General features: G+C 75.6%; 14 protein-coding genes and 2 pseudogenes. 5 read left to right on the forward strand and 11 right to left on the reverse strand.

From position 1 onward, the window contains the following. Window positions 1–4 precede the first annotated feature (4 nt). Window positions 5–286 (forward strand): hypothetical protein, encoded by a 282-nt coding sequence (locus tag SMD11_RS29000; RefSeq protein ID WP_087929256.1) that lies wholly within the window; start codon window positions 5–7, stop codon window positions 284–286. A gap of 32 nt (window positions 287–318) precedes the next feature. Here SMD11_RS29000 and SMD11_RS29005 read toward each other — a convergent pair whose 3' ends face one another. Beyond that, on the reverse strand, window positions 319–1,536 hold the full coding sequence (locus tag SMD11_RS29005) for an amidohydrolase (protein WP_234366201.1): 1,218 nt from the start codon (window positions 1,534–1,536) through the stop codon (window positions 319–321). Window positions 1,537–1,735: 199 nt separating this feature from the next. Here SMD11_RS29005 and SMD11_RS29010 point away from each other — a divergent pair, with 199 nt between their 5' ends. Then, window positions 1,736–1,912 carry a thiazolylpeptide-type bacteriocin gene (locus SMD11_RS29010; RefSeq protein WP_087929258.1) on the forward strand — a complete coding sequence of 59 codons (177 nt, stop codon included), beginning with the start codon at window positions 1,736–1,738 and terminating at the stop codon, window positions 1,910–1,912. Window positions 1,913–2,011: 99 nt separating this feature from the next. Here the strand turns inward: SMD11_RS29010 and SMD11_RS29015 are convergent, their stop codons facing one another. The 10 genes from SMD11_RS29015 to SMD11_RS29060 all read right to left on the reverse strand — a co-directional run bounded on the left by SMD11_RS29015 (window position 2,012) and on the right by SMD11_RS29060 (window position 18,733). After that, complete coding sequence (locus SMD11_RS29015) at window positions 2,012–3,973, reverse strand: TOMM precursor leader peptide-binding protein (protein ID WP_199843974.1); 1,962 nt, start codon at window positions 3,971–3,973, stop codon at window positions 2,012–2,014. Further along, entirely contained in the window at window positions 3,970–4,725 is a 756-nt protein-coding gene (locus SMD11_RS29020; protein WP_087929260.1) for an ABC transporter permease, read from the reverse strand. Before SMD11_RS29020 ends, SMD11_RS29015 begins: the two co-directional genes overlap by 4 nt. Window positions 4,726–4,798: 73 nt before the next feature. Then, on the reverse strand, window positions 4,799–5,743 hold the full coding sequence (locus SMD11_RS29025; protein WP_087929261.1) for an ABC transporter ATP-binding protein: 945 nt from the start codon (window positions 5,741–5,743) through the stop codon (window positions 4,799–4,801). Between the two features lie 13 nt (window positions 5,744–5,756). Beyond that, window positions 5,757–6,989: a metalloprotease gene (locus SMD11_RS29030; RefSeq protein ID WP_234366202.1), complete on the reverse strand. Its 1,233-nt coding sequence runs from the start codon at window positions 6,987–6,989 to the stop codon at window positions 5,757–5,759. Beyond that, complete coding sequence (locus SMD11_RS29035; RefSeq protein ID WP_087929262.1) at window positions 6,986–8,044, reverse strand: lantibiotic dehydratase C-terminal domain-containing protein; 1,059 nt, start codon at window positions 8,042–8,044, stop codon at window positions 6,986–6,988. Before SMD11_RS29035 ends, SMD11_RS29030 begins: the two co-directional genes overlap by 4 nt. Continuing rightward, the gene (locus tag SMD11_RS29040; protein WP_234366203.1) at window positions 8,041–10,860 is read right to left on the reverse strand and encodes a lantibiotic dehydratase; all 2,820 of its coding nucleotides are present in this window, start codon (window positions 10,858–10,860) and stop codon (window positions 8,041–8,043) included. The genes SMD11_RS29035 and SMD11_RS29040 overlap by 4 nt, the downstream gene beginning before the upstream one ends. A gap of 16 nt (window positions 10,861–10,876) precedes the next feature. Then, window positions 10,877–12,469 (reverse strand): nitroreductase family protein, encoded by a 1,593-nt coding sequence (locus SMD11_RS29045; protein WP_087929263.1) that lies wholly within the window; start codon window positions 12,467–12,469, stop codon window positions 10,877–10,879. Window positions 12,470–12,546: 77 nt separating this feature from the next. Then, window positions 12,547–14,496 (reverse strand): TOMM precursor leader peptide-binding protein, encoded by a 1,950-nt coding sequence (locus SMD11_RS29050; protein WP_199844097.1) that lies wholly within the window; start codon window positions 14,494–14,496, stop codon window positions 12,547–12,549. Window positions 14,497–14,632: 136 nt separating this feature from the next. Next, entirely contained in the window at window positions 14,633–16,894 is a 2,262-nt protein-coding gene (locus SMD11_RS29055) for a TOMM precursor leader peptide-binding protein (RefSeq protein ID WP_087929264.1), read from the reverse strand. A 33-nt stretch (window positions 16,895–16,927) separates the two neighbouring features. Further along, window positions 16,928–18,733 (reverse strand): AfsR/SARP family transcriptional regulator, encoded by a 1,806-nt coding sequence (locus SMD11_RS29060; protein ID WP_087929265.1) that lies wholly within the window; start codon window positions 18,731–18,733, stop codon window positions 16,928–16,930. A 301-nt stretch (window positions 18,734–19,034) separates the two neighbouring features. Here SMD11_RS29060 and SMD11_RS29065 point away from each other — a divergent pair, with 301 nt between their 5' ends. The 3 genes and pseudogenes from SMD11_RS29065 to SMD11_RS36605 form a co-directional block, all read left to right on the forward strand. Then, entirely contained in the window at window positions 19,035–19,919 is an 885-nt protein-coding gene (locus SMD11_RS29065) for a helix-turn-helix transcriptional regulator (protein WP_087929266.1), read from the forward strand. Window positions 19,920–20,156: 237 nt separating this feature from the next. Beyond that, a pseudogene (locus SMD11_RS36600) lies at window positions 20,157–22,445 on the forward strand (tetratricopeptide repeat protein); the annotation flags it as partial. A gap of 174 nt (window positions 22,446–22,619) precedes the next feature. Further along, window positions 22,620–23,990, forward strand: a pseudogene (locus tag SMD11_RS36605) (NAD(P)H-dependent flavin oxidoreductase); the annotation flags it as partial. Between the last annotated feature and the right edge of the window lie 20 nt (window positions 23,991–24,010).

Raw genomic sequence — 24,010 nt, forward strand, 5'->3', positions numbered from 1 at the left:
AGCCATGTCACCCGACGACCACCTCACGGACGCCCAGAAGAAGGCGCGCGACGAGATCGAGGCCGACCTCGACCGCGCCGAGGAACAACTCCGCAAGGCCCACCTGGACGCCCGCTCACGGCTGGCCGGGTTCGGCGACCCGGACGACGAGAGCGGTTCGTTCTGCTTCAAGTGCCGGTTCACATCGCATCCGTGCCCGGCGTACGAGGCGCCCGCGACGGGCGGCATGGGGCCTTGCAAGCGGCCCACCTGCCGGCATCCGTTCCTGCGCCACGACGTGCTCTGAGCGGGGCCGGGGCGGGACGCCACCCGGAAGGATCAGCCGGACAGCCGGCACAGAACCCCCGTCACCAGCGCCGTCACCCCCGTCGGCAGCGCGATCCGCACGTCCGGGGCGAAGAGCGGTGAGTGGTTCGGCGGCAGCGCGGCGAGTTTCTCCGCCGCGGACGTCCCCGGGGCCGCCGCCCACGCGCGGGGGCCGGCCGTGCCGAGCATCCAGTACGCCGTCGGCACCCCGTCCGCAGCGAACAGCGGGAAGTCCTCCGTGGCCATGGCCGGCGGCCACCCCGCGACCCGGGGCGCGCCGAAGGCCGCCACATGGGCCGCGCGCACGGTGGCGGTCAGGCCGGGGTCCGGGAGGTTGACGGGGGAGCGGTTCACGACGGTGATCTCCGGCGGCTCGGGGCAGTCCGAGGCGGCGCACTCCGCCCGTACGACCCGGCGCACCGCCGCGCAGACCCGGTCGAGCGCGTCCTCGGAGAAGCCGCGCACGGTCAGCCCCAGTTCGGCGCGGTCGGGCACGACGTTGGCCCGGTCGCCCGCGCGCAGTTCGCCCACGGTGAGGACGACCTGCTCCGCCGGCGCCGTCGCGGCGGCGACCACGCCCTGGAGCCGGAGCACCGTGGCGGCGGCGGTCACGACCGGGTCGACCGCCAGATGCGGCACGGCCGCGTGCCCGCCGCGCCCGTGGATCACGGCCCGGAGGGTGACGCCGCCCGCCGTGACGGGGCCCGCGCCGTGGGCGACCATGCCCGCGGGAAGCGGCGCGGCGTGCTGGGCCAGCACCGCGTCCGGGCGCCCGAAGCGCGCGTAGAGGCCGTCGTCGAGCATGGCCCGCGCCCCGCTCAGGGTCTCCTCTGCGGGCTGGCCGACGACCATCAGCGTGCCCCGCCACCGCCCCCTGTCCCGGGCCAGCACGCCCGCCGCGCCCGCCGCGGCGGCCAGGTGGAGGTCGTGGCCGCAGGCGTGCATGACGGGCACCGGCGCGGTCACCCGGCTCGCGTACGGCAGCCCGGTGCGCTCCTCGACGGGCAGGGCGTCGAGCTCGGCGCGGATCATGACCAGCGGGCCCTCGCCGTTCTCCAGCACGCCGACCACACCGTGGCCGCCGACACCGGTCGTCACCCGGTAGCCCTCCGCCGCCAGCAGGTCCGCGAACCCGGCGGCCGTCCGCTCCTCCTCCCCGGACAGCTCGGGGTGGGCGTGCAGGCCGAGATAGAACGTGGTGATCGTCTTGAGCAGGTCTTCGGTGAGCACGAGGTGACTCCTGGCCGGAGGACGGTACGGGTGCGGAGGTGCGCGGAGACGCGCGGAAGGGACCCGGCGGCGACGCCCGCTGACATCGCGCGTCAGCGGTCGGCACAGTGATCCGTCAGCGGGCCCTGGTGGACTTGCGGAGCAACGAACGAACGGCGCGGCGGGCGACCGCCGCGCACGGACCGCCAAGGAGACCGCCATGGCCCAGAAGACGGAACTCGCCTCCCTCGCCCAGGAGATCCTGGAGCTGGAGTCGGAGACCTTCGAGATCAGCGACTACTCGGACGCCAGCGAGGTGGTCCTCGCCGGTTCCACCAGCTCCAGCTCCACGAGCACCTGCTCCAGCACCACCAGCACCACCAGCTGCTCCGCCTGATCTTCTTCGGGCCACGCGCCGGCAGCCCTCCCCGGGACGGAACTCCCGCCCGGGGAGGGCTGCCGGCGTCCGCGCGCGTCCGTCCGGGCAGCGGAGGGATCAGGGGAAGGGGTGCGGCACCCGGCGCAGCTCAGCGACCGTCAGGTCGGTGTCCCGCAGGCCGGCGCGCCGGAACGCCGTCCGCAGCCGGGGCATGCCCAGCACCCGCTGCCGGTCCCAGCCGAAGTCGATCGGGACCAGCCCGGGGACGACCGTCGAGACGGTGCGCAGCCCCATGCGCTCCTGCTCCGGCGAGGTCTGGTCGACGACGATCACGTCGAACCCGGCGGCCGTCAGCTCGTCCCGGCACAGCAGGACGTCGTCGAGGAGGTCCCCCGTGGCCGGGCGCCGCTCCCGCCAGCCGGCGTACAGCTCGTCCATCGGACGCACCGCCGCCGGCTCCAGGTACTCCCGCGCGTGCCGGGCCATCCGCGGCAGCCCGTAGAGCCTGGCGTGGTGGGTGAGGTGACGGACCTTCGAGAAGTCCTCGGCCATCTCCTCCAGGTCGGCCCGGTGCTCCGCCACCTGGCGGTCCAGGTGCGGGAGGTACGTGAGCACCTCCGACAGCGCCGCCTCGACGGCCTCCTCCGGGTCGAGCCGCGCGCCCGCCGCGAAGGACAGCGTGCCCGGACCGCCGTCGCGCCGCACGGCGAGCGCGGTGACGACGGGGACCGCCAGATCGACGCGGTTGTCGAAGGCGCGGACGTCGTACCCCTGGAGCGCCGCCCGGTCGGCCATCGCCCGCACCGCGCCGCCCCGGCAGGACGCCAGGTCGATGCCGGTGAGCCGGGCCCGGCCGTACCAGCCGAGCAGGAACGCGTCCCGCTCGATCAGCTCCAGCAGGCCGAAGAGGACGGCCTCCTCCAGACAACTGCCGGTCGCGCAGCCGTTGGAGCTCTCGAAGACGAAGTTGTCGCTGTCCACGCCCGCGCCGTAGTAGACCGTCCGGGCCGGGACCAGCACCGTGCGGTCGTCGCGCAGGGAGTACCCCCGCACCCACGGGATCTCCCGCGCGGGGTCGAACGGGGCCACCATCGGGTCGTCGCGGTAGGTCTCCGGGGCGTACGTACCGCACGCGCGCGGGTCGACCGCCTCCGCGCGGACGTCGTCGTAGGCCGCCACCACGGGCGCGCCGCCGTGCCGGCGGTGGATGCCCGCGTAGCGTTCGAGCCCCTCCAGGAAGGCCAGTGTCCGGCTGGACTCGAAGGAGTTGGCCTGGCCGCTCCAGGTGACGTCGGACAGGCCCGCGTAGGTGCGCACGAAGACGCTGCCCGCGACGGGGGAGGTCGTGGGCGAGGCGACGTTGAGCCAGGTGCCCTCGCCGAGCGCGCCGCAGACCGGGTTGGCTAGCGCGCCCCGGGGCAAGGGGTACGAGCCGGCCGGGCGGAGCCGGGCGGCGTCCGCGCCGGGCTTGGGCCGGGGGACGAGCCTCAGCCGCTCCCGGGGCGCCGGCGCCGGTGCGCACGCGGGGCACAACGGCTCCGTGAGCAGCGGCAGCGTGGTGATCCGCAGGGTGGCCAGGTCGACCCGGGACACCTGGGGCAGCGGGAGGTCCGCGGCGGTGTGCCACTCGCCCGCGGGCCGGCCCGCGCCCGCCGGCCGGCCGCCGAGCAGGACCGCCTCGTACACGGCCCAGACCGTGTCGACGGCGTACTCCGGCAGGACGGGCCACGGCCCGGCCGCCGTCATACGGCGACCCACCTCCAGCGCGTCGCGCTCGGAGCGCGAGCGCAGCCGCTGCCAGCGCCTGGCGAGGCAGTTGCCGCAGGCCGCGGTCGCCTCGTCGGTGGTGCCCCAGGGGCCGATCAGCACCGCCTGCGCGGTGAGGTGCACGGTGGCGCGGGCGCGGAGCGCGGCGTACGGGTCCTCGCCGGGGCGGAACGCGTCGGCCGCGCCCACCGGCACGACCAGGGGCTCCGCCGCGCCCGCGGGCCGGGGAGCGGCGTGGAAGCGCTCGGTGAGCGCCCGCTGGAGGAGCGCGCTCGCCCCGGCCATGGGGGACCCTGTGGTGACCGTGCTCATGACTCGTTGCTCCAGCGGAAGGTCTTGAGCGCGAGGACGCCGAAGACGAGGGCGAACACGGCGAGGCCACCGCAGGCGACGGCCGTCGACGCGAGGTCGGCGCGCCCGGAGACCGCCTTCGATATCCCGTCGTTGAGATAGCCCAGGGGCAGCACCTTGGACACCGACTGGAGCCACGACGGCATCGCGTCGAGCGGGTAGAACGAGCCGGACAGGAAGGCCATCGGCACCATGACGCAGTTGGCGACCGCCGCCACCGCCTCGGGGGTGTCCGCCCGCGACCCGATCACCATGCCGATGGCGAGGAACGCCGTGATGCCGCACACCAGCACCGGCAGCGCCAGCGGCCAGGTGGCGTCCACCCGCAGGCCGAACGGCGGCAGCAGCGCGACCCCGATGAACAGCGCCGCCTGCACCGCCCCGATGACCAGGGCGATGACGTACCGCGACGCGAGCACGGACGTGAGCGGCGTGGGCGTCATCCGGACGAGCCGCAGCAGGTCGTCGCGCCGCCACTGCATCAGCGTGAACGCCACCCCGAAGACGGCGGCGTTGCCGACGCCCCAGGACAGCACGCCCGGGGCGATGTAGTCGATGTAGCCGCGCCCGCTCTCCTCCACCGTCTTGCCGCGGAAGATCAGGCCGAAGACGACCAGGAAGATGAGGGGGAAGGCGAAGGTGAAGAAGACGGTGGTCCTGTCCCTGACCGAGGCGCGGTAACTCGCGGCGGTCAGTGCGCCGTACGCGCTCATGCGTGTCCCTCGCTTCGCTCGGGCCCGCCCGCGCACGGCACGCACCTTTTGATCGTTCGTTCGCTTCGCTCACTCATGCGTGCCGCTCCGATCCGGTGAGCTCACCGGTGAGTTCCAGATAGACGTCCTCAAGGGTCGCGGTGCGCGTCCGGACGCCGTCGAGGCCCACGGCCTCACCGAGCGCGGCCAGCACCGGGCCCGCCGCCCGGGTCTCGATGACGACCGAGCCGCCCTCGGCGACGGCCCGGTCGACGCCCTCGAACGCCCGGGCCCGCTCCACCGTGATCCGGTCCGCCGGCACCAGCAGCCGCGTCGGCGCCTTCGCCGCGCCGACCAGCTTCCCCGGGCTGTCCAGGGCCACCACGGAACCGGCGACGACGATCGCCACCCGGTCGCAGAGCGCCTCCGCCTCGTCCAGGTGGTGGGTGGTGTAGACGATGGTGCGCCCGGCGCCCTTCAGCCCGCGCAGCACCTGCCACAGGGCCCGGCGGGCCTGCGGGTCGAGGGCCGCGGTCGGCTCGTCGAGGAAGATCAGCTCGGGTTCGTGGACCAGCGCGGAGGCGATCGCGAGCCGTTGCCGCTGCCCGCCCGAGAGCACGTCGACCCGGACGCCGCCCTGTTCGGCCAGTCCTACGAGCGACAGGGTGCGCTCCACCCCGGCCGGGTCGGCGCCGTAGAGCGCCGCGACCGTCGCCAGGTGCTCCCGCGCCGTCAGCCGGGTGAAGAACGCGGAGCTCTGGGTCTGCACCCCGACGCGCGGCAGGAGCGCCATGTTCCGTGGCCACGGGGAGGCGCCCAGGACGGACAGCGAGCCGGAGTCGGCCCGGCGCAGCCCCTCCATGATCTCCACGAGGGTCGTCTTGCCCGCGCCGTTGGGGCCGAGCACGCCGAAGAACTCGCCGCGCTCCACGGTCAGGGTGATGCCGTCCAGGGCCTGTTTGTCCCCGTAGCGCTTGCGCACCCCCTCCAGCACCAGCGCGGGCCCCGCCGCCTGTCCGGTCGGCTTCTTCTGTGTCATGGATTCCTCAGCTTCACTTGCGCGTTGCGGACAAGGCTTGTGCGTCCCGGCCACCGCGTCTCGCCCACGGGCCCGTCGCCGCCACCAGCGCGGCGACCAGGAGCGCCGGGACGACGGCCGCCCACACGCCGTAGCGGTCACCCTGGAAGTGGTGGCAGAGCAGGACGAACCCGGCGCCGCTGCCGCAGACGAGGAGGACCGCCCCCAGCCCGTAGGCGGTGTAGGCGACCCGTGCCCCGCGCGGGTAGCCGGCGACGCCGTCGCCGCGCCGTACCGCCCGGGCGCACAGCAGCCGCAGGAAGCGGCGGCTCTCGGTGGCGTAGTCGGTCATGCCCAGGGCGTGCCCGAGCATCTTGTAGCCGTCCAGCGGCGGCAGCGGCACCAGATTGGTGAGCGCCAGCACCGAGCCGACGAGGAGCAGCCCGGCCAGCGGGCCGCGCGCCGGGTCGCCGCCGGGCAGGAGCGACCACAGCAGCCAGAACGGCAGCAGGAAGGCCAGGTTCATCACGGTGCCCGCGGCCGCGGTGGCCACCCGCGCCCAGCGGGTGGGCAGGTAGGGGTAGTTCTCGACCTCGCAGTACATGAACACCATGGGCAGGTGCCAGCGCAGCCCGATCTCGCCGACGGTCCCGCCGAAGCGGCGGGCCACCACCCCGTGGGCCAGCTCGTGCAGCGCGGTGCTCACCCACAGCAGCGTGAACACCGCGAGCAGCGCCGCCGGCTGCCGGAACAGCCGGAACGCCTCGTGTGCGAACTCGCCCAGGCGCAGACCGACGCACACCTCCATGCCGAGGGCCAGCAGCAGCACGGGCACCACGAACGCGGCGGACAGCAGCGGGCCGACGGCCCTGTGCAGCCGGTCGGTGGTGGCGGCCGCGTCCGCGGTCAGCCGCAGCGTGCCCTTGAGCAGCGTGCGGCGCCCGTCACGCTCCTCGGGCGGGGCCGCCGCGGGCGGCTCCGCACCCGTCAGCAGCCCCCGCTCCCACAACAGCCGCAGCAGTTGCCGCCAGTTGGCCTCGCCGAGCCTGCGGCCGAAGCGGCCGGCGTACTCCTCGCCGATCTCGCCGAGCGTGCGGGTGCCGTCCAGCCGGGCCATGAGGAAGTGCTCCTTGACCCCGACCTCGAAGGACTGCCCGCTGCGCGGGTCCTTCACCAGGTGCACCAGGGCCGGGCCGCGCCGCAGCGCCGCGCTGCGCAGCACCTCCGCGCGCAGGGCGGGCCGCTGTCCGAGCAGCCCGGTGGTCATCGGAGGCTCTCCTCGCGCAGGGCGCGCCCCAGGACGTACGACAGATACGCCTCGTCGCGGATCGTCACGTGGAGCCGGTTGTTGGTCATGTGCATATAGGGGGAGAGCAGGAGGGGCAGGGCGGCGGCCGGGTCGGTGATCCGCTCGTCGGCCGTGCCGTCCCAGGAGCGGAGGACGAGCTCGCCGCCCACGGCCAGCGCGGTGGCCCGGTCCCGCAGTTCGGCGCAGTGCGCGGCCCAGCCGCCCAGGAAGCGGGGGAGCCGGCCGGCCTCGCCCCGCGCGAGGGCGTCCAGGACCGCGTCGAAGCGCCGGGCCAGTGCCGGGCCGGTGGTCCCGTAACTGCGGTCGTACTCGTCGGAGCCGATGAAGCCGGTGCCGGAGAAGGCCTTCTGCCAGAAGACGTGGTACCGGTCCAGGAACCCGGCGAGCTCCTCCCGGTCGGGCAGGAAGCAGCCGGCCATCACCATCATCAGCTGGGCCGCGGTGCCCAGCCGTACGGTCCGCAGGTGGAGGTTCATGCCGCGCACGGCCTCGATGACGAGCTCGCTGGAGTGCCGGAAGTGCCACTCGGCGAGCGCGACCCCGGCGGGGCCGCCGTACTTGCCGTACTCCGGTTCGTAGGGCTGCCGGCTGAAGCTGTTGTTCGGTCTGAGCCTCATCCGCCCGTCGGGCGCGAGGAAGCCGCCCCGCTCGTCCTCCGGGAACTCCAGCTCGAACAGGGTGTTGTAGAACTCGTTGAGGAAGCCCGAGGAATCGACCTCGTAGAGCGCGGGACGCTCACGGAGGAAGGCGGCGACCGCCTCCTCGGCGCGGGCGAGCACGGCCTCCGTGGCCGCCTCGGTCGAGGGCTTGAGCCGCAGCCGGACGTGCGGGCCCTCCAGCCAGTAGTTGATGAAGAAGTGGCTCTCCAGCAGGCCGTCGGCGAGCAGCCCCTCGACGAGCGGGCCGACGCACCGGGTCATCAGGGGCGCCGGGTTCGCGGCGTAGTGGATGTGCAGGGCCTGCCAGGCGCCGGGCGCGGCCGCCGGGGCGGTGTCGGGGCGGGAGACGGTCATTTCTGCGCACCGGTTCCTTTGCGGTCGTTGCGGAGGGTCTCGACGGCGAGTTCGACGACATGGGTGCCCCGGTCGGAGACGGCGCGCAGGCCGTCCTCGTCGGGCAGCGCCTCACGGAGCACCACCCGGTCCCCGGGGTCCTTGAGCAGCCCGTCCAGGGCCGTCAGCGAGAGCGGGCTGTCGAAGTCGACGTACTGCGGCTTGGCCCGGGCGGCGCCGGCCCCGGTTCCGCCGGCCGTCCCGGCCGGGGTGACGGTCGCGAAGACGCGCAGCGGCAGCCGGTGTTCCGCGCGCCACCGCCGCCAGGCGAGGAACCAGGCCGCGTCGGCCTCCGGCCCGGAGGCCGTGCGCGCGGGCAGCGCGGACGCGGGGGCGGTCCAGCTGCGCCGGCTGAGGACGAGGCCGCCGTAGCGCACCCGGGGGCGGCTGGTCACCCCGTTCTCGGGCGTCCCCTCCGGGACCCCGCCCCACACGTCGAGCGGCGCCATGGAGGTGGGGGAGAGCAGCAGCAGGGTGCGCGGGATCTCGGGGAGCGCCAGGGGCACGAGGTAGCCGAGGTAGACGGGGACGACCTCGCGCCCGAGCCGCCGCGAGCGCAGCACCAGCCGGTCCGCGGCGGTGTCGTCCTCGACGTAGAGGTCGTCGAGGTGGATCCGGTGCTCCTCGGGCACCGAGCTGGTCTCGCCCGGGCAGACGATCTCGTAGTCCGTGAGCCGCCCGTGCAGGTTGAGGTTGCTGGTGACGAAGCCGCCGGTGATCTCGGCGAACACCGCGCCCTCCGGCTGCGCGGCCGCCGCGGCGTGCCGGACGCGGTCGGACAGGGTGCCGCCGTCCCCCTCGGCGTCGTCGTAGCAGTGGGTGAAACGGCTGAAGGGGAAGGCGAGCCCGCCGTACGACTGGTTGAGCACGGCCAGCGGGTCGCCGTCGCGGCGCACCAGCTGGAGGAAGTGGCTCTGCGGCGCGAAGTCCGGCGCGGCCCCGGCGAGCTCGCCGGCGACGGCGTCGACCGTCCCGGGGTGGACGCGGAGCTCCTCGGCGCCCCGCGCGGTGTCCCACAGCCGGCGCATCCGGGCGGTCCACTCCTCGCGGGCCGCGTCCACGGCCGTGATCTGCGGCAGGCCCAGCCAGTTCGGCTCGGGGACGTACGCGCCGTCCTCGCCGAACGGCTGCCGGCGGGCGGCGAACGTCAGGTACTGGTCGTAGAAGTCCTCGTGGAAGTCGTGCACGAGCTTCAGGAGGTCCTCGCAGCGGCCGCCCCGGCCGTACCGCGCCCGGAAGAAGCCCTTGAACGTGATCCGCTGAGGCAGCGTCAGATCGAAGGCGGGCAGGACCCGTTCCAGGGAGCGCAGCGACGCGAGCGGGCCGCCGTCGTCGCCCGCCCAGGACCGGGGGTCGCAGACCACGGCGGTCCCGGCCGCCGGGTCGGCCCCGGCGCGCACGTCCTCGTAGAGCAGCGTCTGCGGCAGCGCGGGCTCCCGCGCGCCGAGGTGCCGCTGGATGTCGGCCAGGGACCGGCGCAGCTCGGCCAGCAGCTCGCGGCGCAGCCCGGTGCCGGCCGCGGGGTAGCGGTCGACGCAGGCGATCGGCCATTCCAGGGCCTCCGCGAGCTCGTGCGCCCAGGGACGCCCCACGGCTTCGAGGGAGTCGCGGAAGGCCCGCAGCGGGTCGGCCGCGTGCACGTCCGTGCGCAGGCAGGGGATCTGCACCATGCCCAGCTCCAGCAGGGCCGTCAGATAGCGCTCGCACTCCTCCGGGTCCGCGTCGTGCTCCTCGCCCAGCCACCGCGCGAGCTCGCCGTAGCGCGGGTCGGGCCTTCGCGTGAAGAGGGTGAGCAGGCGCTCCAGGGTGCCGCTGCGGCGGAGGAAGAACAGCCGGTCGCCGGCCACGTCGAAGGTGACGGCCGCGCCGTCGTCGCCCGCGGTCAGCGAGCGGCGCACGTAGCGGATCCGGTCGTCGTCGTGCTCCCAGCCGGAGGCGAGGACGACGGGGAGGCCGGCGCGCCGGACGGGGTCGGCGAGGATCAGCTCGGTGAGCCGGGCCAGGACCACGACGTTGAGCCGGGGGTGGCTGGACCAGACCTCGGGCAGGCGGATCGTCTCCTCCCCGTTCTCCGGACGGCCGGGCTCCTCGGGGCCGGCCTCGGCGAACCGGCCGAGGGCCACCGCCGTGAAGGTGCTGAAGGGGCTGGTCTTGCGCGCGGTCCGGTAGAGGTACGCGAGCGCCGAGCGCTCGACCTTGCGCAGCCGCTTGTCCGGCCGCCGGGCCGGATCGGTCCGTACGTACGCGTCCAGCCGGCCCTCCAGCGTCGGCGACGCCAGGAGCAGCCCGAGCCGCAGCCGTTCCTCGCCCAGCAGGCGGCGCAGCGCGGCGCGGCTGCGGGCCGTCTCGGCGGCGAGCAGCGGGGCGCCCTCGGCGAGGAGCGCCTCCAGGGCCCGCCGGTCGCGCACCCAGTCGCCGACCGCCGCGGCGGTCGCCGGGTCGGCGGCGGCGACCAGGGCGACGGCCTCCTCGGGGGCGGCCGGCGGCTTGCCGTTGAACACCTCCCGGCGCAGGCGCAGCAGCAGGCGCCGGGCGCGCTCGTCGCCGGCGGCCTTGACGAGCGGGTGCAGCCGGTCGCTGAGCCCGGCGCCCCGCGCCCGCAGCCGGGCCTCGGCGCGGAGCACGCGGTCGGCCCAGTCGCCGGTGTCCGGGCAGCGCAGGGCGTGCACGGACTCCAGCGGCAGCCCGGCGACGCGGAGCATGAACCGGGGGCCGAGCGTCCAGGTGGGGTCGTCGCCCGGGGGCAGGGGGGACTCAGGGATGGTGTGGTGGGTCATGGCTTCCCCGCGCCGCTCAGGCGATCTCGTAGCGGAAGTCGGCGGAGCCGGGCCGCTCATGGCCGACGAGCATGATCAGTAGGGGTGCCTCGCCGCTCCCGGCGAGGCCCAGCTCCTCGACGAAGGAGACGGTGTCGAAGCCGAGCGCGACGCCGCCGCCCAGCCCCAGGGCGGACGCCGTGGTGTAGAAGGTCTGTGCCACCGCGCCGACCGTGGCGTTGACCAGCCGGTAGCCGCGGTCGCCGACCGCGTCCAGCACGGCCGCGGTGCGCACGGCGGGGACGACGACGGCCCCGGCCTGCTCCAGGTTGTAGTTGGACAGGAAGTAGTTCTCCTGGAGGAAGGTGCCCGGCGGCCCCGGCTTCACCAGCCGCAGCGCGTGGTCGTCGGCCACGTACTCGTACGCCCCGGGCGCGACGCCCGCCACGTGGTTGACGAAGACGTACAGCTTGGCGAGCGGCGGCCCGCCGGGGTCCGCGGCGTCGCCGCCGACCGACGCCGACGCGGCGGCGGCCAGGGTGGCGGCCAGCTGCCCGGCGGAGAGCGGCCGCCCGGCGGCGAAGCGCCCGAAGCTGCTGCGCCGGCGCCGCAGCGCCTCCCGCACGTCCATGGTCAGCGGCGGGGCCGCCGGCAGGGCCACGCGCCCGCCCTCCCCGGCGGGCAGGGCGGCGGCCGGGGCGAGCGCGCCGGGCGCCGGGCGGTCGGCGGCGTGCCCGACGGTCGCGGCCTGGACGCGCCGGACCGTCTCGAAAGTGATCACCCGGCGGGAGCGCTCGCTCTCGGTGCGCCGCACCCGGGGCGCGGGACCGCCCGCGACCCGCGCCGGGGCGACGGCGTCCGTCTCCGGCCCCTCCCAGGAGAGCGGCACGACGGCGAAGATGCCCTCCTCCGCCACGTCGACGCCCAGCAGCCGGGCCAGCCGCTCCTCGTCGAACCACAGGGCCGGCTCGACCCGCAGCCCGCGGGCGCGCGCCCAGATGCGCCAGGTCTGGAGGACGGCGCCGACGTCCATGCTGACCGCGTGCATGCAGAAGCTGTTGTACTTGAAGGCGTTCTGCCAGAACTTGACGCCGAGGACCAGGAACTGGTCCGCGCCCGTGCCGTTCCCCAGGGCCTCGCGGACCTCCCCGGAGACGTCGCCCGTCAGCAGGCGCTGCATGGCGTGGTGCGTCGTGGAGTAGTGGTGCACGCCCGGGGCGAGGGGGCCGCCGGGGCCGCTGACCCAGTAGACCGTGACGGGGTAGAGACCGCCGCCCGAGGCGGTGCCCCGGTACCAGTTGGCGTCGGTGTAGACCGGCAGGGACGGCAGGTCGGTGTTGGCCTGGACGCCCAGGCGGCGGCCGACCCGGCCGTACGAGTCGAGCAGCATCCCGCTCAGCAGGGGCAGGGTGAACGGTTCGTCCCGGGGCCCGGAGGCGGCGAAGACGCCCTCCTGCACGGTCGCTCCGGGGTCCGGCAGGGCGCCGTCCGGCAGCGGCAGGGACTCGGCGCCCGGGTAGAACTTCCCCTTGCGCGGACGGTCCGACCAGTCGGGCACGAAGTCGACGGGCTCCATGGGGATTCTGCCGCGGTGCATGATCGCAGCCGCGTATTCATGGGCGAAACCCACAGGTTCTCCTTAGGTGTTCGGCTCGTTCGGCTCAATCGGCCAGGGGAGTGGGGGGAGTCGGGAGGGGAGCGCGGGGGTCAAGGGAAGGGGTGCGGTGCCGGGTTGAGGTCCTCGGGCCGCAGGTCGCGCTCGCGCAGCCCGGCCGCGCGCAGCGCCGTCCGCGTCCGCGGCATGTGGAGCGCACGCTGCCGCCCCCATCCGAAGTCGATGGGCAGCAGCCCCGGCACGATCACGGAGACCGTGTGCAGCCCCAGGTCGCGCTGCTCGGGCAGCGTCTGGTCGACGACGACCACGTCGAACCCCGCGTCCGTCACCGCCGCCACGCACCGCTCGACGTCGTCCCTGAGGTCGCCCGAGGCGGCGAGGACCCGGGTGCCGGGCCCGTACAGCTCCGCCATCGGGAGCTTCGGCCCCCGCTCCGCCAGGAGGAACGCGGCGTGCCCGGCCATCTCCGGCAGGCCGTAGACCAGCGGGTGGTCGTGCAGGGCCAGGACCTTGTCGAAGTCGGCGGCCATGGCCCGCAGCCGCTCCCCGTCGCGCTCGGCCCGGCCGCGGATGTTCACCGCGTCGGTGGCGATCTCGCACAGCCCGCCGGCGAGCGCCGCCTCCGGGTCGAGCCCGGCGCCCGCGCCGAAGCACATCGTGCCGAGGCCGCCGTCGGGGCGGACCGCGACCGCCGTCACCACCGGCACCGGGAAGGTGATCCGGGTGTCGAAGAACCGCGCCTCGTAGCCGTACATCGCCAGCCGGTCCACCATCTGCCGCGTCCGCGGGTCGGCGCTGGTCCACGGGTCGATCTCGGGGAGCGCGGCCCGGCCGTACCAGGCCAGCAGGAACGCGTCGCGCTCGACGACCTCCATCAGCCCGAAGTAGACCGCCTCCTCCAGCGAGCCGCCCGAGGCGCAGCCGTTGGAGCTCTCCTGCACGAAGCGGTTCTCCAGGCCCGGGGTGCTGTAGTACGTGAGGATCTCGGGCACCAGCAGCGGGCGGCGGTCCCGCAGCGAGTACCCCCACACCCAGGGGATCTCCCGTCCGGGCGTGAAGGGGGTGACCCGGGGGTTGGCGCGGTGGAACTCCGGCGGGTACAGGCCGCACTCGCGGGGGTCCACGGCCGCCTCGCCCCGGGCCCGCAGGGCCTCCAGGGAGGCCCGGACCCGCGTCGTCCGGCCGCGGGCGCGCATGCCCGCCGCCCGTTCGAGGCCCTCCAGGACGCCGATCCGGGCGCTGTCCGCGTACGAGTCGGCGTGGCCGCCCCAGAAGGTCTCGCGCAGGTACTCGCCCGAGCGCAGCTCGAAGCAGCCGATCGTCGCCGAGGTCGTCGCCGACGCCACGTCGTGCACCACACCGGGGCCGAGGGCGCCGCAGACCGGATTGGCGAACGCCTCCGTCGGCAGGTCGTAGGCTCCGATGCCGCGCACCCGGAACGAGCCGGGCCGGTGCTCGGGCGCGGGCCGCAGCGTGAGCGTCGCGGCCTCCGCGCTGTCGGGGACGCCGCGCCCGCAGTCCGGGCACTCCGCGTCCGGGACGAGCGGGTGGCGGCTGACGCGCAGGGTCTCCAGGTCGACGAGGTGGACGGCGGGGAAGGGGCCGTCGGCGCCGACCGTGCCGGTGCGACAGGTGCCCCCGGTTCCCGCGGCCGCTTCGTCCTTCGCGCGAGCCGGGGCGCGGGAGACGGGCGGGGCCGGGACGGCTCCGGGCCCGCCGGGGTCCTCCGCGGTCGTGGCCGCCTCGCGCGCCCGTCCGGCCTCCCGCTCCTGACGGTCCGTGACCAGCGCGGCGATCGCGTCGGCCAGGAACGGCAGGGCGTACGGCGGCACGCCCGCGGCCCTGGTGCCCGAGCCCAGCTCCAGCGCGTCGCGCAGCGCCCGGCCGCGCACCGACTGCCAGCGCCGGGCCAGGCACCGGGGGCACGGCCGGGCGGCCTCCGCTTCCTCACCGGCGCGGGGGAACGGTCCGACGAGCGCGTGGTGCCCGTAGAGCTGTACGCGCGTCCGGGGCCCGTGGCCGGCCGAGGGCCCCTGGGACAGCTCGTCCCGGAAGCCGAGCGCCGTGACCTCGACCGGCCCGGGCGCGGCGGGGGAGTCACGCAGCAGGGCGGCCAGGTCCCGGCACGCGCGCTCCCACTCGGGGGCCGTGCCCGGCGCGGAGGGGGGTGCCGCGGTCTCAGTGGGCACGGGACGCCCCGGTGGTGCGCGCGCCCTCGCGGGTGAGGAGCACCCGGACGGTGCTGATGCCGCCGGCGAGCAGATCGGCGGAGTCCGTGGGCACGACGAGCGCCTCGCGCCCCGCCGCGCGCAGCCGGTCCAGGATCGCCGGGTACGAGGTGGCCTCGTCCAGGCGGGCGCCGCTCGTGCCGGTGACCGCGAGGGCCGCCGGCTCCAGGTCGCCCAGCAGCGGGTCGCCGAGGTCGACGGGCGGCTCGCCCCGCTCGGCGAGCTCGCGGCCGAGCTGCTCCTGGCCCAGCAGGTCGCGCAGCGCCCCGGCGGCGGCCCGCCGTCGGCCGGTTTCGCCGGCCACGGCCCAGATCCGCTCGCCGGTCCGGGGGAGGAGGGCGCGGGCGAGCAGCACGTGCGCGGAGGAGCGGGCCGGCTCGCCGAGGTCGAGGAGCTCGCACTCCACACCGAGGTTGCGGGCCGAGCTCAGCAGGAAGGCGAGCTCCGGGTCGTCCCCGAGCCCCTCCGGCGCCACCAGGGCCGCCCCGCCCGTGCCGCGCACGGCGCGTTCCAGCGCGTCGTGGCACAGGGCGGAGAGCAGGCCGCGCGCCGTGGCCTCGGCGGCGGTCCGGCCCGCACCGGTGCCCGCGGTGGTCGGCGTGTGGAGCCGGTCGCGGTTGTACGGGCCGAAGGTGCGCACCGCGCCGGCCGGCACCAGCACCGGCTCCCTGTCGGCCAGCGAGGTGGCCCGCACCCACGCGGCCGGCTCGGGGGCGTCGGCGGCGAGGCCGCTCGCGACGGTCAGCGCGGCGGGGGCGAGGGAGCGGGTGTCCCGGCGGGCGTCGTCGAGCGCCTCGCCGGTGAGGACGCCGCGCAGTGGGACGACGTGCTCGGTGTAGGCGCCCGCGGCCGCGTTCAGGGCGGTCAGGCGGGCTCCCGCGACGGTGTGGATGTCGAAGGCGGTGATGTTCCGGCGCCCGGCGTGGCCGGTGGGCAGGCTGACGGCGCCGACCTTCAGCGGGGTCTGGGTCCAGGGCTCGTCCGTGAACCGCTCGAAGACGCCCGTGTGCGGGCGGAGCAGGATCTGCCGGCCGTTGAGCTCGGCGAGCAGCGCTTCGGTGTCGAGGCCGGGCGGGGTGCCGCCGGCGGGCGCGGGCTCCTCCGGGGCGACGGGGCGCGCCGGCGTGCCCGTGGCCTCCGGGGCCGGGCAGAACGGGCAGCGGGGGTGCGGGAGCAGCGGCTCCGCGACGACGTCGAAGGACTCGGTGTCCTGGACGATCACCTGGCCGCGGGTCTCGGCGGGCAGCGCGCCCGTGGTGAGGCGGAAGACCTCGTAGCCGAGGAGGTTGCCGATCATCGCGGAGAGGCCGCGGCCGGCCTCCCGGGCCGGCGGTCCGTCACCGGCCGGCAGGCAGATGCCGCTCCACAGGTCGGCGGCCGCCGCGGCGTCGCCGTGGGCGCCGAGCCGCAGCACGGCGCAGGCCCAGCAGCCCGCGGTGCCGGGCGTCATCAGCGGGCCGACCACGGCGCGGTCCCCGAAGAGGGCCGCCGGTATCAGGGACGTGCCCTCGGGCACCCCGGCCGCCACCAGCCGGAAGAGCCGCCGCGCGCCCTCGCGGCCGCCGGTGACCACGACGACGTCGTACCCCGTCAGATCGCTCCAGCGCACCGGCCCGTCCGTCGCGATCGTCTCCAGGGCGACGGGGCAGCCCTCGGCGGCGAGGGCGCCGGCCTCGGCCCGTACCTCGGCGAAACGGTTCTCCGGGGTGTCCAGGCCCGGCAGGTGGCCGACGGCGGCGCTGCCGTTGCGGACCAGGCTCAGCACGCACCAGCGGGCGATCAGGTCGTCGCCGACGACCGCGACCCGCGTGGTGCGGAACTCCTGGAAGCGCCGTGCCGCGTCGTCGGTGTAGTGGTCGACGTAGGCGATCTGCGGGGCGAAGCGCTCCGCGACCTCCGGAGCCGTCCCCGATACCGACGGACCGTCCGGTACGGGGGTGTCACGGGCGAACTCGCGCTCGTACAGCGTCCGCACCAGCCGGCCGACCATGGCCCGCTGGGGCTCGCCGAGCCCCTCGCAGAGGTCGGCGACCCGGTTCTCCCCGTTCAGGTGCGGGACTATCAGAGTGGCGAAACGGTATCCGGACCTGGAATTGAGATGGAACCCGCCGTGCGCGTTGTGGAACAGCACTCCGTCCGGAGTCTCCGTGAAGAGTACGTCCCGGCGGATCCGGGGCCGCGTCTCGGCAATCGCTTCGTAGGCTTCCAGCATGAGTTTCACACCTCGTGAAGGAGACGGATGAATTCAGTGGCGCGTCGTCAGCGCGGGGGGACCGGCTTGATATCCGGTGGCCCGGCGGGCGAAATTCCGGAGCAGTTCGTGCATGTGGTAACGACCGGCCGGCCCTTCTTCCAGCAGGCTCACGTCCACCAGCCGTTCCAGGAGTTCCTCGGCCAGTGAGGGGACCACTCCCAGCAGGCCGGCCGCGCCGGTCACCGAGAGCCGTTCCGGAGGGGCGGAGCCGACGCGCAGGAACGCGTCGGCGAGCCGCGGGTCGAGCCTGTCCAGCGCGTCGGTGAACGTCCTGGGCACCGACAGGCGGGGGTCGTCGGGGAGGGACAGCCGGGCGACGGGGTCCTCGCGCAGCCAGGCCACGCAGCCGGCCACCGACAGGCGCGGCCGGGTGAGCAGGCGCGCCGCCATGATCCGCAGGGCGAACGGGAAATGGCCGCAGGCCGCCGCCAGGAGGCGGACCGCCTCGGGTTCCGCTTCGGCGCGGCCGTCACCGAGGACGGCCGCCAGGAGCCGGAAGGACTCCTCCTCGGCGAGCGTGCCCAGCCGGTGGGCCCAGCCGCCGTGCGCGGCGAGGAGCCCGGCGAGGCCGAGCCTGCTGGTGACGAGCACGGCACCGCCCGCCTCGGCCGGCAGCAGGGGCCGCACCTGGTCGGCGCCGGTCACGTCGTCCAGGACCAGGAGTCCCCGCGGGCCCGGGGGACGGGCCCCGGCCCGCTGCCGGAGCTCGGCCGCCACCTCGGCCGGAGTCCTCGGCGTGCCGTCGTCGCGCGTCATCCGCACCGCGGCCAGGCCGTCCGGGAAGGCGTGTTCCACCTGCCGGGCGGTGTGCAGGGCGAGGGCGGTCTTGCCGATGCCGGGCGCGCCGGAGAGCACCACGATCGTCGGTCCCGACCGGTCGGCGGTGAGCCGCCCGGCGAGCGCGGCGGCGTCGGCCGCCCGGCCGGTGAAGCCCGACACGGCGGCGAGGGGGGAGGGCCCCGGAGGGGGCGCCGCCGCCGTGTCGGTGTCTGTGGGCGCGGGGACGGGAGCGGCCGGCGCGGGGACCGGGTCCGTGCCGCCCGCCTCCCGGCGCGGTCCGATGTCGTCCCCGCGGAGGATGCTCAGTTCGAGCCGGCGCAGGGCCGGTCCGGGGTCCACCCCCAGCTCGTCCTGGAGGTACCGCTTGACCTCGCGGTACTCGGCGAGTGCGTCGGCCTGCCGGCCCGTGCGGTAGAGCGCCTCGATGAGCTGCTCGCGGAACCGCTCGTGCCCGGGGTGGGCCCGCGCGACCGCCCACAGCTCGACGAGCGCCTGGCCGCAACGGCCCAGCGCGAGCTCGATGTCGCAGGCCCGCTCGACCGTCCGCAGCCGCTCCTCGACGAGCCGCGGCATCTCGTCCCGGCGCAGGAGGTCCGACGGGACGTTGGTCAGCAACGGCCCCTGCCACAGCGACAGCGCCTCCTTCAGGAGGCACAGTTCGGCCTCCGGATCCCGCTCGGCCTGTGCCCTCGCCCGCAGTTCACGGAAGTGGACGAGATCCAGGGAGCCCGGCTCGACCGCGATCCGGTAACCGCCCGGCACGGACTCGATCACCGCGTCGGACAGCCCGTACTTGGCGAACGTCTTGCGCAGCCGCAGCACACAGGCGTGCAGCGCCGCCTTCGCCGAGGAGGGCTCCTCGTCGCCCCAGATCGCCCGCCGCAGGAAACCCACCGACACCACCGTGCCCGGCCGGAGCAGCAGCGCGGCCAGCAGGACGGTGGGTTTCGACGGAGGGAGGACGACCACCTCGGGGCCGTCGGCGATCCGCAAAGGGCCGAGAATCTGAAAGCGCATATTCTGACACCTCCAACGAATCCTTATGGGTTCTCCTCCACGGACACGCGGCATCGGGCAGCGCGGACCGGTCGAGGCCCGCGACGCCTTCTTCGCACTCAGAGTCTGCAACAGGAAATCCGTCACTCGCAGTGTCGTGAGTTCCAGTGCGGGTCCCCGGAAGGCGGTGCGGAATCAAATCAATCGTTAAACAACTGAACGGGCATTGTTCGGGAGTTGGACCGGACTGGTCAGCGCCGCCCGGATCCGGTAGAAACGGGCATGGCAAATGATCAGTTAAAGCCGGGGGAGCGATCCGAAGGTGAAACAGGACCAAAGTCCCGAGTCGCCGACGCGGCCGGGAAGCCCGGCCGCCCCGGCCGCGACACCGGTGGGCGGACAGTCCGTCAGCCGGCTGCTGCGCGCCTGGCGCGAGCGGGTCGACCGGCGCCGGATACCCGAGCTGCGCATCTGGGGACACCGCGCGGGCTCCCGGATGTCCCAGGCCGACGTCGCCCGGCTGACCGGTGTGAGCGAGGGCTGGTACCGGGCGCTGGAGACCGGCGCGCCCCGGGAGTTCTCGGACGCCTTCCTGCTGCGGGTCGCCGAGGCGCTGCGGCTCAGCGAGACCGAGACCCTCACCCTCTTCCTCGGCGTCTCCGGCCGCCGCCCGCCCGTGAGCGGCGCGCACCGGGACGGGGCCGCTGTGGACCCGGCGACCGTGACCCTCCTCGAACACCAGGCGCCCTACCCGGCCTACGTCTCCGACGCCGCCTGGAACATCGTCGCCGCCAACGCCCCCATGGCGGAGTGGTTCCCCTTCACCCTCGGCCCGCAGCCCAACCTGATGCGCTGGGCGCTGACCTCCGCCGAGGCCCGCGAGCAGATCCTGGGCTGGGAGGACACCTGCGCCCGCATTTACCTGCCGATGCTGCGCGTCGCCAGCCACCGGGCCCCGCGGAACGCCCAGATCCAGGCCCTGATCGCGGACATCCTCGCCGCCAACGGCACCTGCCGCCGCATCTGGGCCGAGCAGCACGCCGTCGTCGAACACCCCGGCGGCCACCGCCTCCGGCTCCGGCTGCCCTGCCACGGCGGCACGGACGTCCAGGTCACCAGCCATGTCCTGGTCCCCGCCGAACAGCCGGACCTGCGCTTCGTGGTCGTCACCACGCTCGGCGGGGCGGCGGCCGAGCCGCAGGCGTGACGTCCGGAAGGCTCCGGGCGCTACACGCGTAACGGCCCGGGGGCCGGGGCGCGGCGGCCCGCGTGCCCCGGAAGGCGGCCCGCGCCCTCCGGGCCTCCGGAAGCGCGCCCGCCCGAGCCGGGCGCCGCCCGCCGGCCGTATCCGGCGGCCGTCCTTCCGTCTTCAAGCCGCACGTGGCGGCCGCCATACTGGACGGGCCGGGGGATGCACGCGACGCGACGGGGGCGGCGGCGAGGGATGGTGGAATCCAGGCTGATCCAGGGGCGGTACGAGCTGCTCGACCGGATCGGGCGGGGCGGCATGGGCGAGGTGTGGCGCGCCCGTGACACCTCGCTCGGACGGCAGGTCGCGGTCAAGTGCCTCAAGCCGATGGGGCCGCGGCACGAGCACTCCTACCTGAGGGTGCTGCGGGAGCGGTTCCGGCGGGAGGCGCGGGTCGCGGCGGCCCTCCAGCACCGGGGCATCACCGTCGTGCACGACTTCGGCGAGTCCGACGGCGTGCTCTTCCTCGTCATGGAGCTGCTCGACGGCCGCAACCTCAGCGAGCTCATGGACGACAACCGGCGGTACCCGCTGCCCGTGCCGGACGTCGTCGACATCGCGGAGCAGGTCGCCGCGGCCCTCGACTACACCCACCGGCAGGGGGTCGTGCACCGGGACCTCAAGCCCGCCAACGTCATGCGGCTCGCCGACGGCGGCGTGAAGATCTGCGACTTCGGCATCGCCCGGCTCGGCGACATGGGCTACGGCTCCCTGTCGTCCCTCTCCTCCCGCCTCACCGGCACCGGCATCGCCATGGGCACCCCGCATTACATGTCGCCGGAGCAGATCGGCGGCGGTTCCGTCGACCAGCGCAGCGATCTGTACTCCCTGGGCTGTGTGCTGTACGAGCTGGCCACGGGCGCCCCGCCCTTCGACATGGACGACGCCTGGGCCGTCCTCGTCGGCCACCGGGACCGGGCGCCCCGGCCGCCGCGCGAGCTGTGCCCGGAACTCCCCGAGCCCCTCGAAGGGATCGTCCTCGACCTGCTCGCCAAGGACCCCGACGACCGGCCGCCCGACGCGGCCGCCCTGCACGCCCGGCTGCTCGCCCTCGGCCCGGCCGCCCACGCCGGCACGCTGCCCCGGCCGCTGCCCGGGAACCTGCCGCGGCCGCCGCGTGCCTCGGTGCGGCTGCCCGAGCCGCCCCGGCTGCCCGGCTGGGCCAGGAACATGACCACCGGCTCCAAGGCGACCGGCCCCGGCCCCCGGCCGGTCCTGCCGCCCGACCCCGCCGTCTCCCTGACCGGCGCCTGGACCGGTGTCGCGGCCGGCACCCTGACCGGTCCGCCGGCCGTGGCCGCCACCGGCGCCGGCGGCCGGTCCGCCCTCGCCGAGCTCCCGTCCCCGGAGGTCCTCACCCGGCTCGCCGGGCGGCACCAGGAGGCGCTGCGGCTCGGCCGGCTGGGCCGCTGGGCCGAGGCCGGCGAGGCGCACCGGGGCGTGGCCGCCGAGCGGGAGCTCGTCCTCGGCCCCGACCACCCCGACACCCTCGCCAGCCGGTACGAGGCCGCGTTCACCCTCAGCCGGCAGGGCCGTACGGGCGAGGCGCTGCGGGAGTACGCGCGCGCCGCGGCCGGCCGCGAGCGGGTGCTCGGCCCCGACCACCCCGACACGCTGGCCGCGCGGCAGGAGACGGCGTACGTCCTCGGGCAGCTCGGCAAGCACGTCGACGCCCACCACGTGTACGTGGCGGTGCTCGCGGCCCGCGAGCGCACCATGGGCCCCGACCACCCCGACACCCTCCGCTGCCGCCACAACCTCGCCTTCAACCTCGGCCGGCTGGGGCGGCCGGAGGAGGCGTACGGCATGGCGCGCGACGTCGCCGCCGCCCGCGCCCGGGTCCTCGGCGCGAGCCACCCGGACACCCTCGTCACCCGTTACGAGGTCGGCTACGCCCTGGGCCAGCTCGGCCGCTGGGCCGACGCGCTGCGGACCTACCGCGAGGTCGCCGCCGCCCGGCAGCGGGTGCTGGGCGCGGACCACCCGGACACCCTCGCCGCCCGCTACGAGGCGGGCATCTGCCTCGGCCGGCTCGGCCGCAGCGCGGAGGCCCTGAAGCTCTTCCGCGAACTCGTCGACGAGCGCACCCAGGCGCAGGGCCCCGATCACCCCGACACCCTGCGCGCCCGGCACTGCCTGGGTGTCAACCTCGGCCGGCTCGGCCGCTGGGAGGAGGCGCTCGCCGAGGCGCGCGACGTCTGCGCGCTCCGCGAGGGCCTGCTGGGCACCGACCACCCCGAGACGCTCGTCAGCCGCCGCGAGATCGCGGTCGGACTCGGCTGGCTCGGCCGCTGGAAGGACGCCCTCGCCCTCTACCGCGAGGTCGCCCAGGCCCGGCAGCGCGTCCTGGGCGCCGACCACCCGGACGCCCTGACCAGCCGCAACGACGAGGCCCACTGCCTGGAGCAGCTCGGCCGCTCGACGGAGGCGGTGGAGCTCTACCGCCAGGTGGCGGCGGTGCGCAGGGCGCGGGCCGGGCGGGGGCACGGGCAGGGGGACGAGAGGGAGGACCCGGCCCCTCCCGGCGCCCGGCCACCCCTATCTGACGCTGCATCAGAAAACCTCTTCCCTCGCCCGCCCGGCTGCGGCATCCTGCCGCCCATGCAGACCGAGCTGAGCCGGCGGCTGGGGATCGAGCACGCGGTCTTCGGCTTCACGCCCTTCCCGGCGGTGGCCGCCGCCATCAGCCGTGCCGGAGGTCTCGGCGTGCTCGGGGCCGTACGCTACGCGGACCCCGGCGCGCTCCACCGCGACCTCGACTGGATCGAGGGCCGCACCGGCGGCAGGCCGTACGGGCTCGACGTCGTCATGCCGGCGCGGAAGGTCGAAGGGGTGACCGAGGCCGACGTCGAGGCCATGATCCCGGCCGGCCACCGGCGGTTCGTGGACGAGACGCTCGCCCGGCACGGCGTCCCCGAACTGGGCCCCGGCGACCGCTCGGGCTGGCGCATCACGGGCTGGATGGAGGACGTGGCCCGCGCCCAGCTCGACGTCGCCTTCGACCACCCGATCGCCCTGCTCGCCAACGCCCTCGGCCCGCCGCCCGCCGACGTCGTCGCCCGCGCGCACGCGCACGGCGTCCTCGTCGCCGCGCTGGCGGGCAGCGCCCGGCACGCGGTCCGCCACGCCGAGGCGGGCATCGACATCGTCGTCGCCCAGGGGTACGAGGCGGGCGGCCACACCGGCGAGATCGCCACCATGGTGCTCACGCCCGAGGTCGTCCGCGCCGTCGACCCGCTGCCGGTGCTGGCCGCCGGCGGGATCGGCAGCGGCGAACAGATCGCCGCCGGGCTCGCCCTCGGCGCCCAGGGCGTCTGGCTCGGCTCCCTCTGGCTGACCACCGACGAGGCCGAGCTGCACTCCCCGGCCCTGACCGCCAAACTCCTGGCCGCGGGCTCGGGCGACACCGTCCGCTCCCGCGCCCTCACCGGCAAACCCGCCCGCCAGCTGCGCACCGCCTGGACCGACGCCTGGGACGACCCGGCCGGCCCCGGCACCCTCCCCATGCCCCTCCAGGGGCTGCTCGTCGCCGAGGCGCTCTCCCGCATCCAGAAGTACGAGGCCGCACCGCTGCTGGGCACGCCGGTCGGCCAGATCGTCGGCCGGATGAACTCCCGGCGCCCCGTGCGGGCCGTCTTCGACGAACTCACCAGGGACTTCGCCCGGGCGGTGGAGCGCCTGGGGCGGATCGCGGACGGGGCGGGGGCGGGGGCGGGGGGACGTGACCGGGCGGGATGCGGCCGGACGAGCAGTGGCCGGGCGGCCCCGGGCCGGACGAGCTGTGACCGGGCGGGTTCGGGCCGGACGAGACGTGGCCGGACGAGCCGTGAGCGGGCGGGCTCGTGCCCTGCGCGCCGGGGGCGGGCATGCCGCCACCGGCCGGGCGCCGAGCCGGTGCCCCGTGCCCGGACGAGCCCTGAGCGGGCGTCACGTCCCCGAGCGGGCCCCGACCGGGGCGCGGCGCCCGAGGGGGACGTGCCCGGTGCTGAACTCCCCCGAGCGGCACGTACCCGGCGGGCAAGGCCATGACCGAGAGGACGGACCACCTC

This window comes from Streptomyces albireticuli (assembly GCF_002192455.1).
GTDB lineage: Bacteria > Actinomycetota > Actinomycetes > Streptomycetales > Streptomycetaceae > Streptomyces > Streptomyces albireticuli_B.

Bases quoted from the DNA above. Each gene is read 5' to 3' on its own strand.
- SMD11_RS29000 (WP_087929256.1), top strand. From the start codon at position 5: ATGTCACCCGACGACCACCTCACGGACGCCCAGAAGAAGGCGCGCGAC.
- SMD11_RS29010 (WP_087929258.1), top strand. From the start codon at position 1,736: ATGGCCCAGAAGACGGAACTCGCCTCCCTCGCCCAGGAGATCCTGGAG.
- SMD11_RS29015 (WP_199843974.1), bottom strand. From the start codon at position 3,973: ATGAGCACGGTCACCACAGGGTCCCCCATGGCCGGGGCGAGCGCGCTC.
- SMD11_RS29020 (WP_087929260.1), bottom strand. From the start codon at position 4,725: ATGAGCGCGTACGGCGCACTGACCGCCGCGAGTTACCGCGCCTCGGTC.
- SMD11_RS29025 (WP_087929261.1), bottom strand. From the start codon at position 5,743: ATGACACAGAAGAAGCCGACCGGACAGGCGGCGGGGCCCGCGCTGGTG.
- SMD11_RS29030 (WP_234366202.1), bottom strand. From the start codon at position 6,989: ATGACCACCGGGCTGCTCGGACAGCGGCCCGCCCTGCGCGCGGAGGTG.
- SMD11_RS29035 (WP_087929262.1), bottom strand. From the start codon at position 8,044: ATGACCGTCTCCCGCCCCGACACCGCCCCGGCGGCCGCGCCCGGCGCC.
- SMD11_RS29040 (WP_234366203.1), bottom strand. From the start codon at position 10,860: ATGACCCACCACACCATCCCTGAGTCCCCCCTGCCCCCGGGCGACGAC.
- SMD11_RS29055 (WP_087929264.1), bottom strand. From the start codon at position 16,894: ATGCTGGAAGCCTACGAAGCGATTGCCGAGACGCGGCCCCGGATCCGC.
- SMD11_RS29060 (WP_087929265.1), bottom strand. From the start codon at position 18,733: ATGCGCTTTCAGATTCTCGGCCCTTTGCGGATCGCCGACGGCCCCGAG.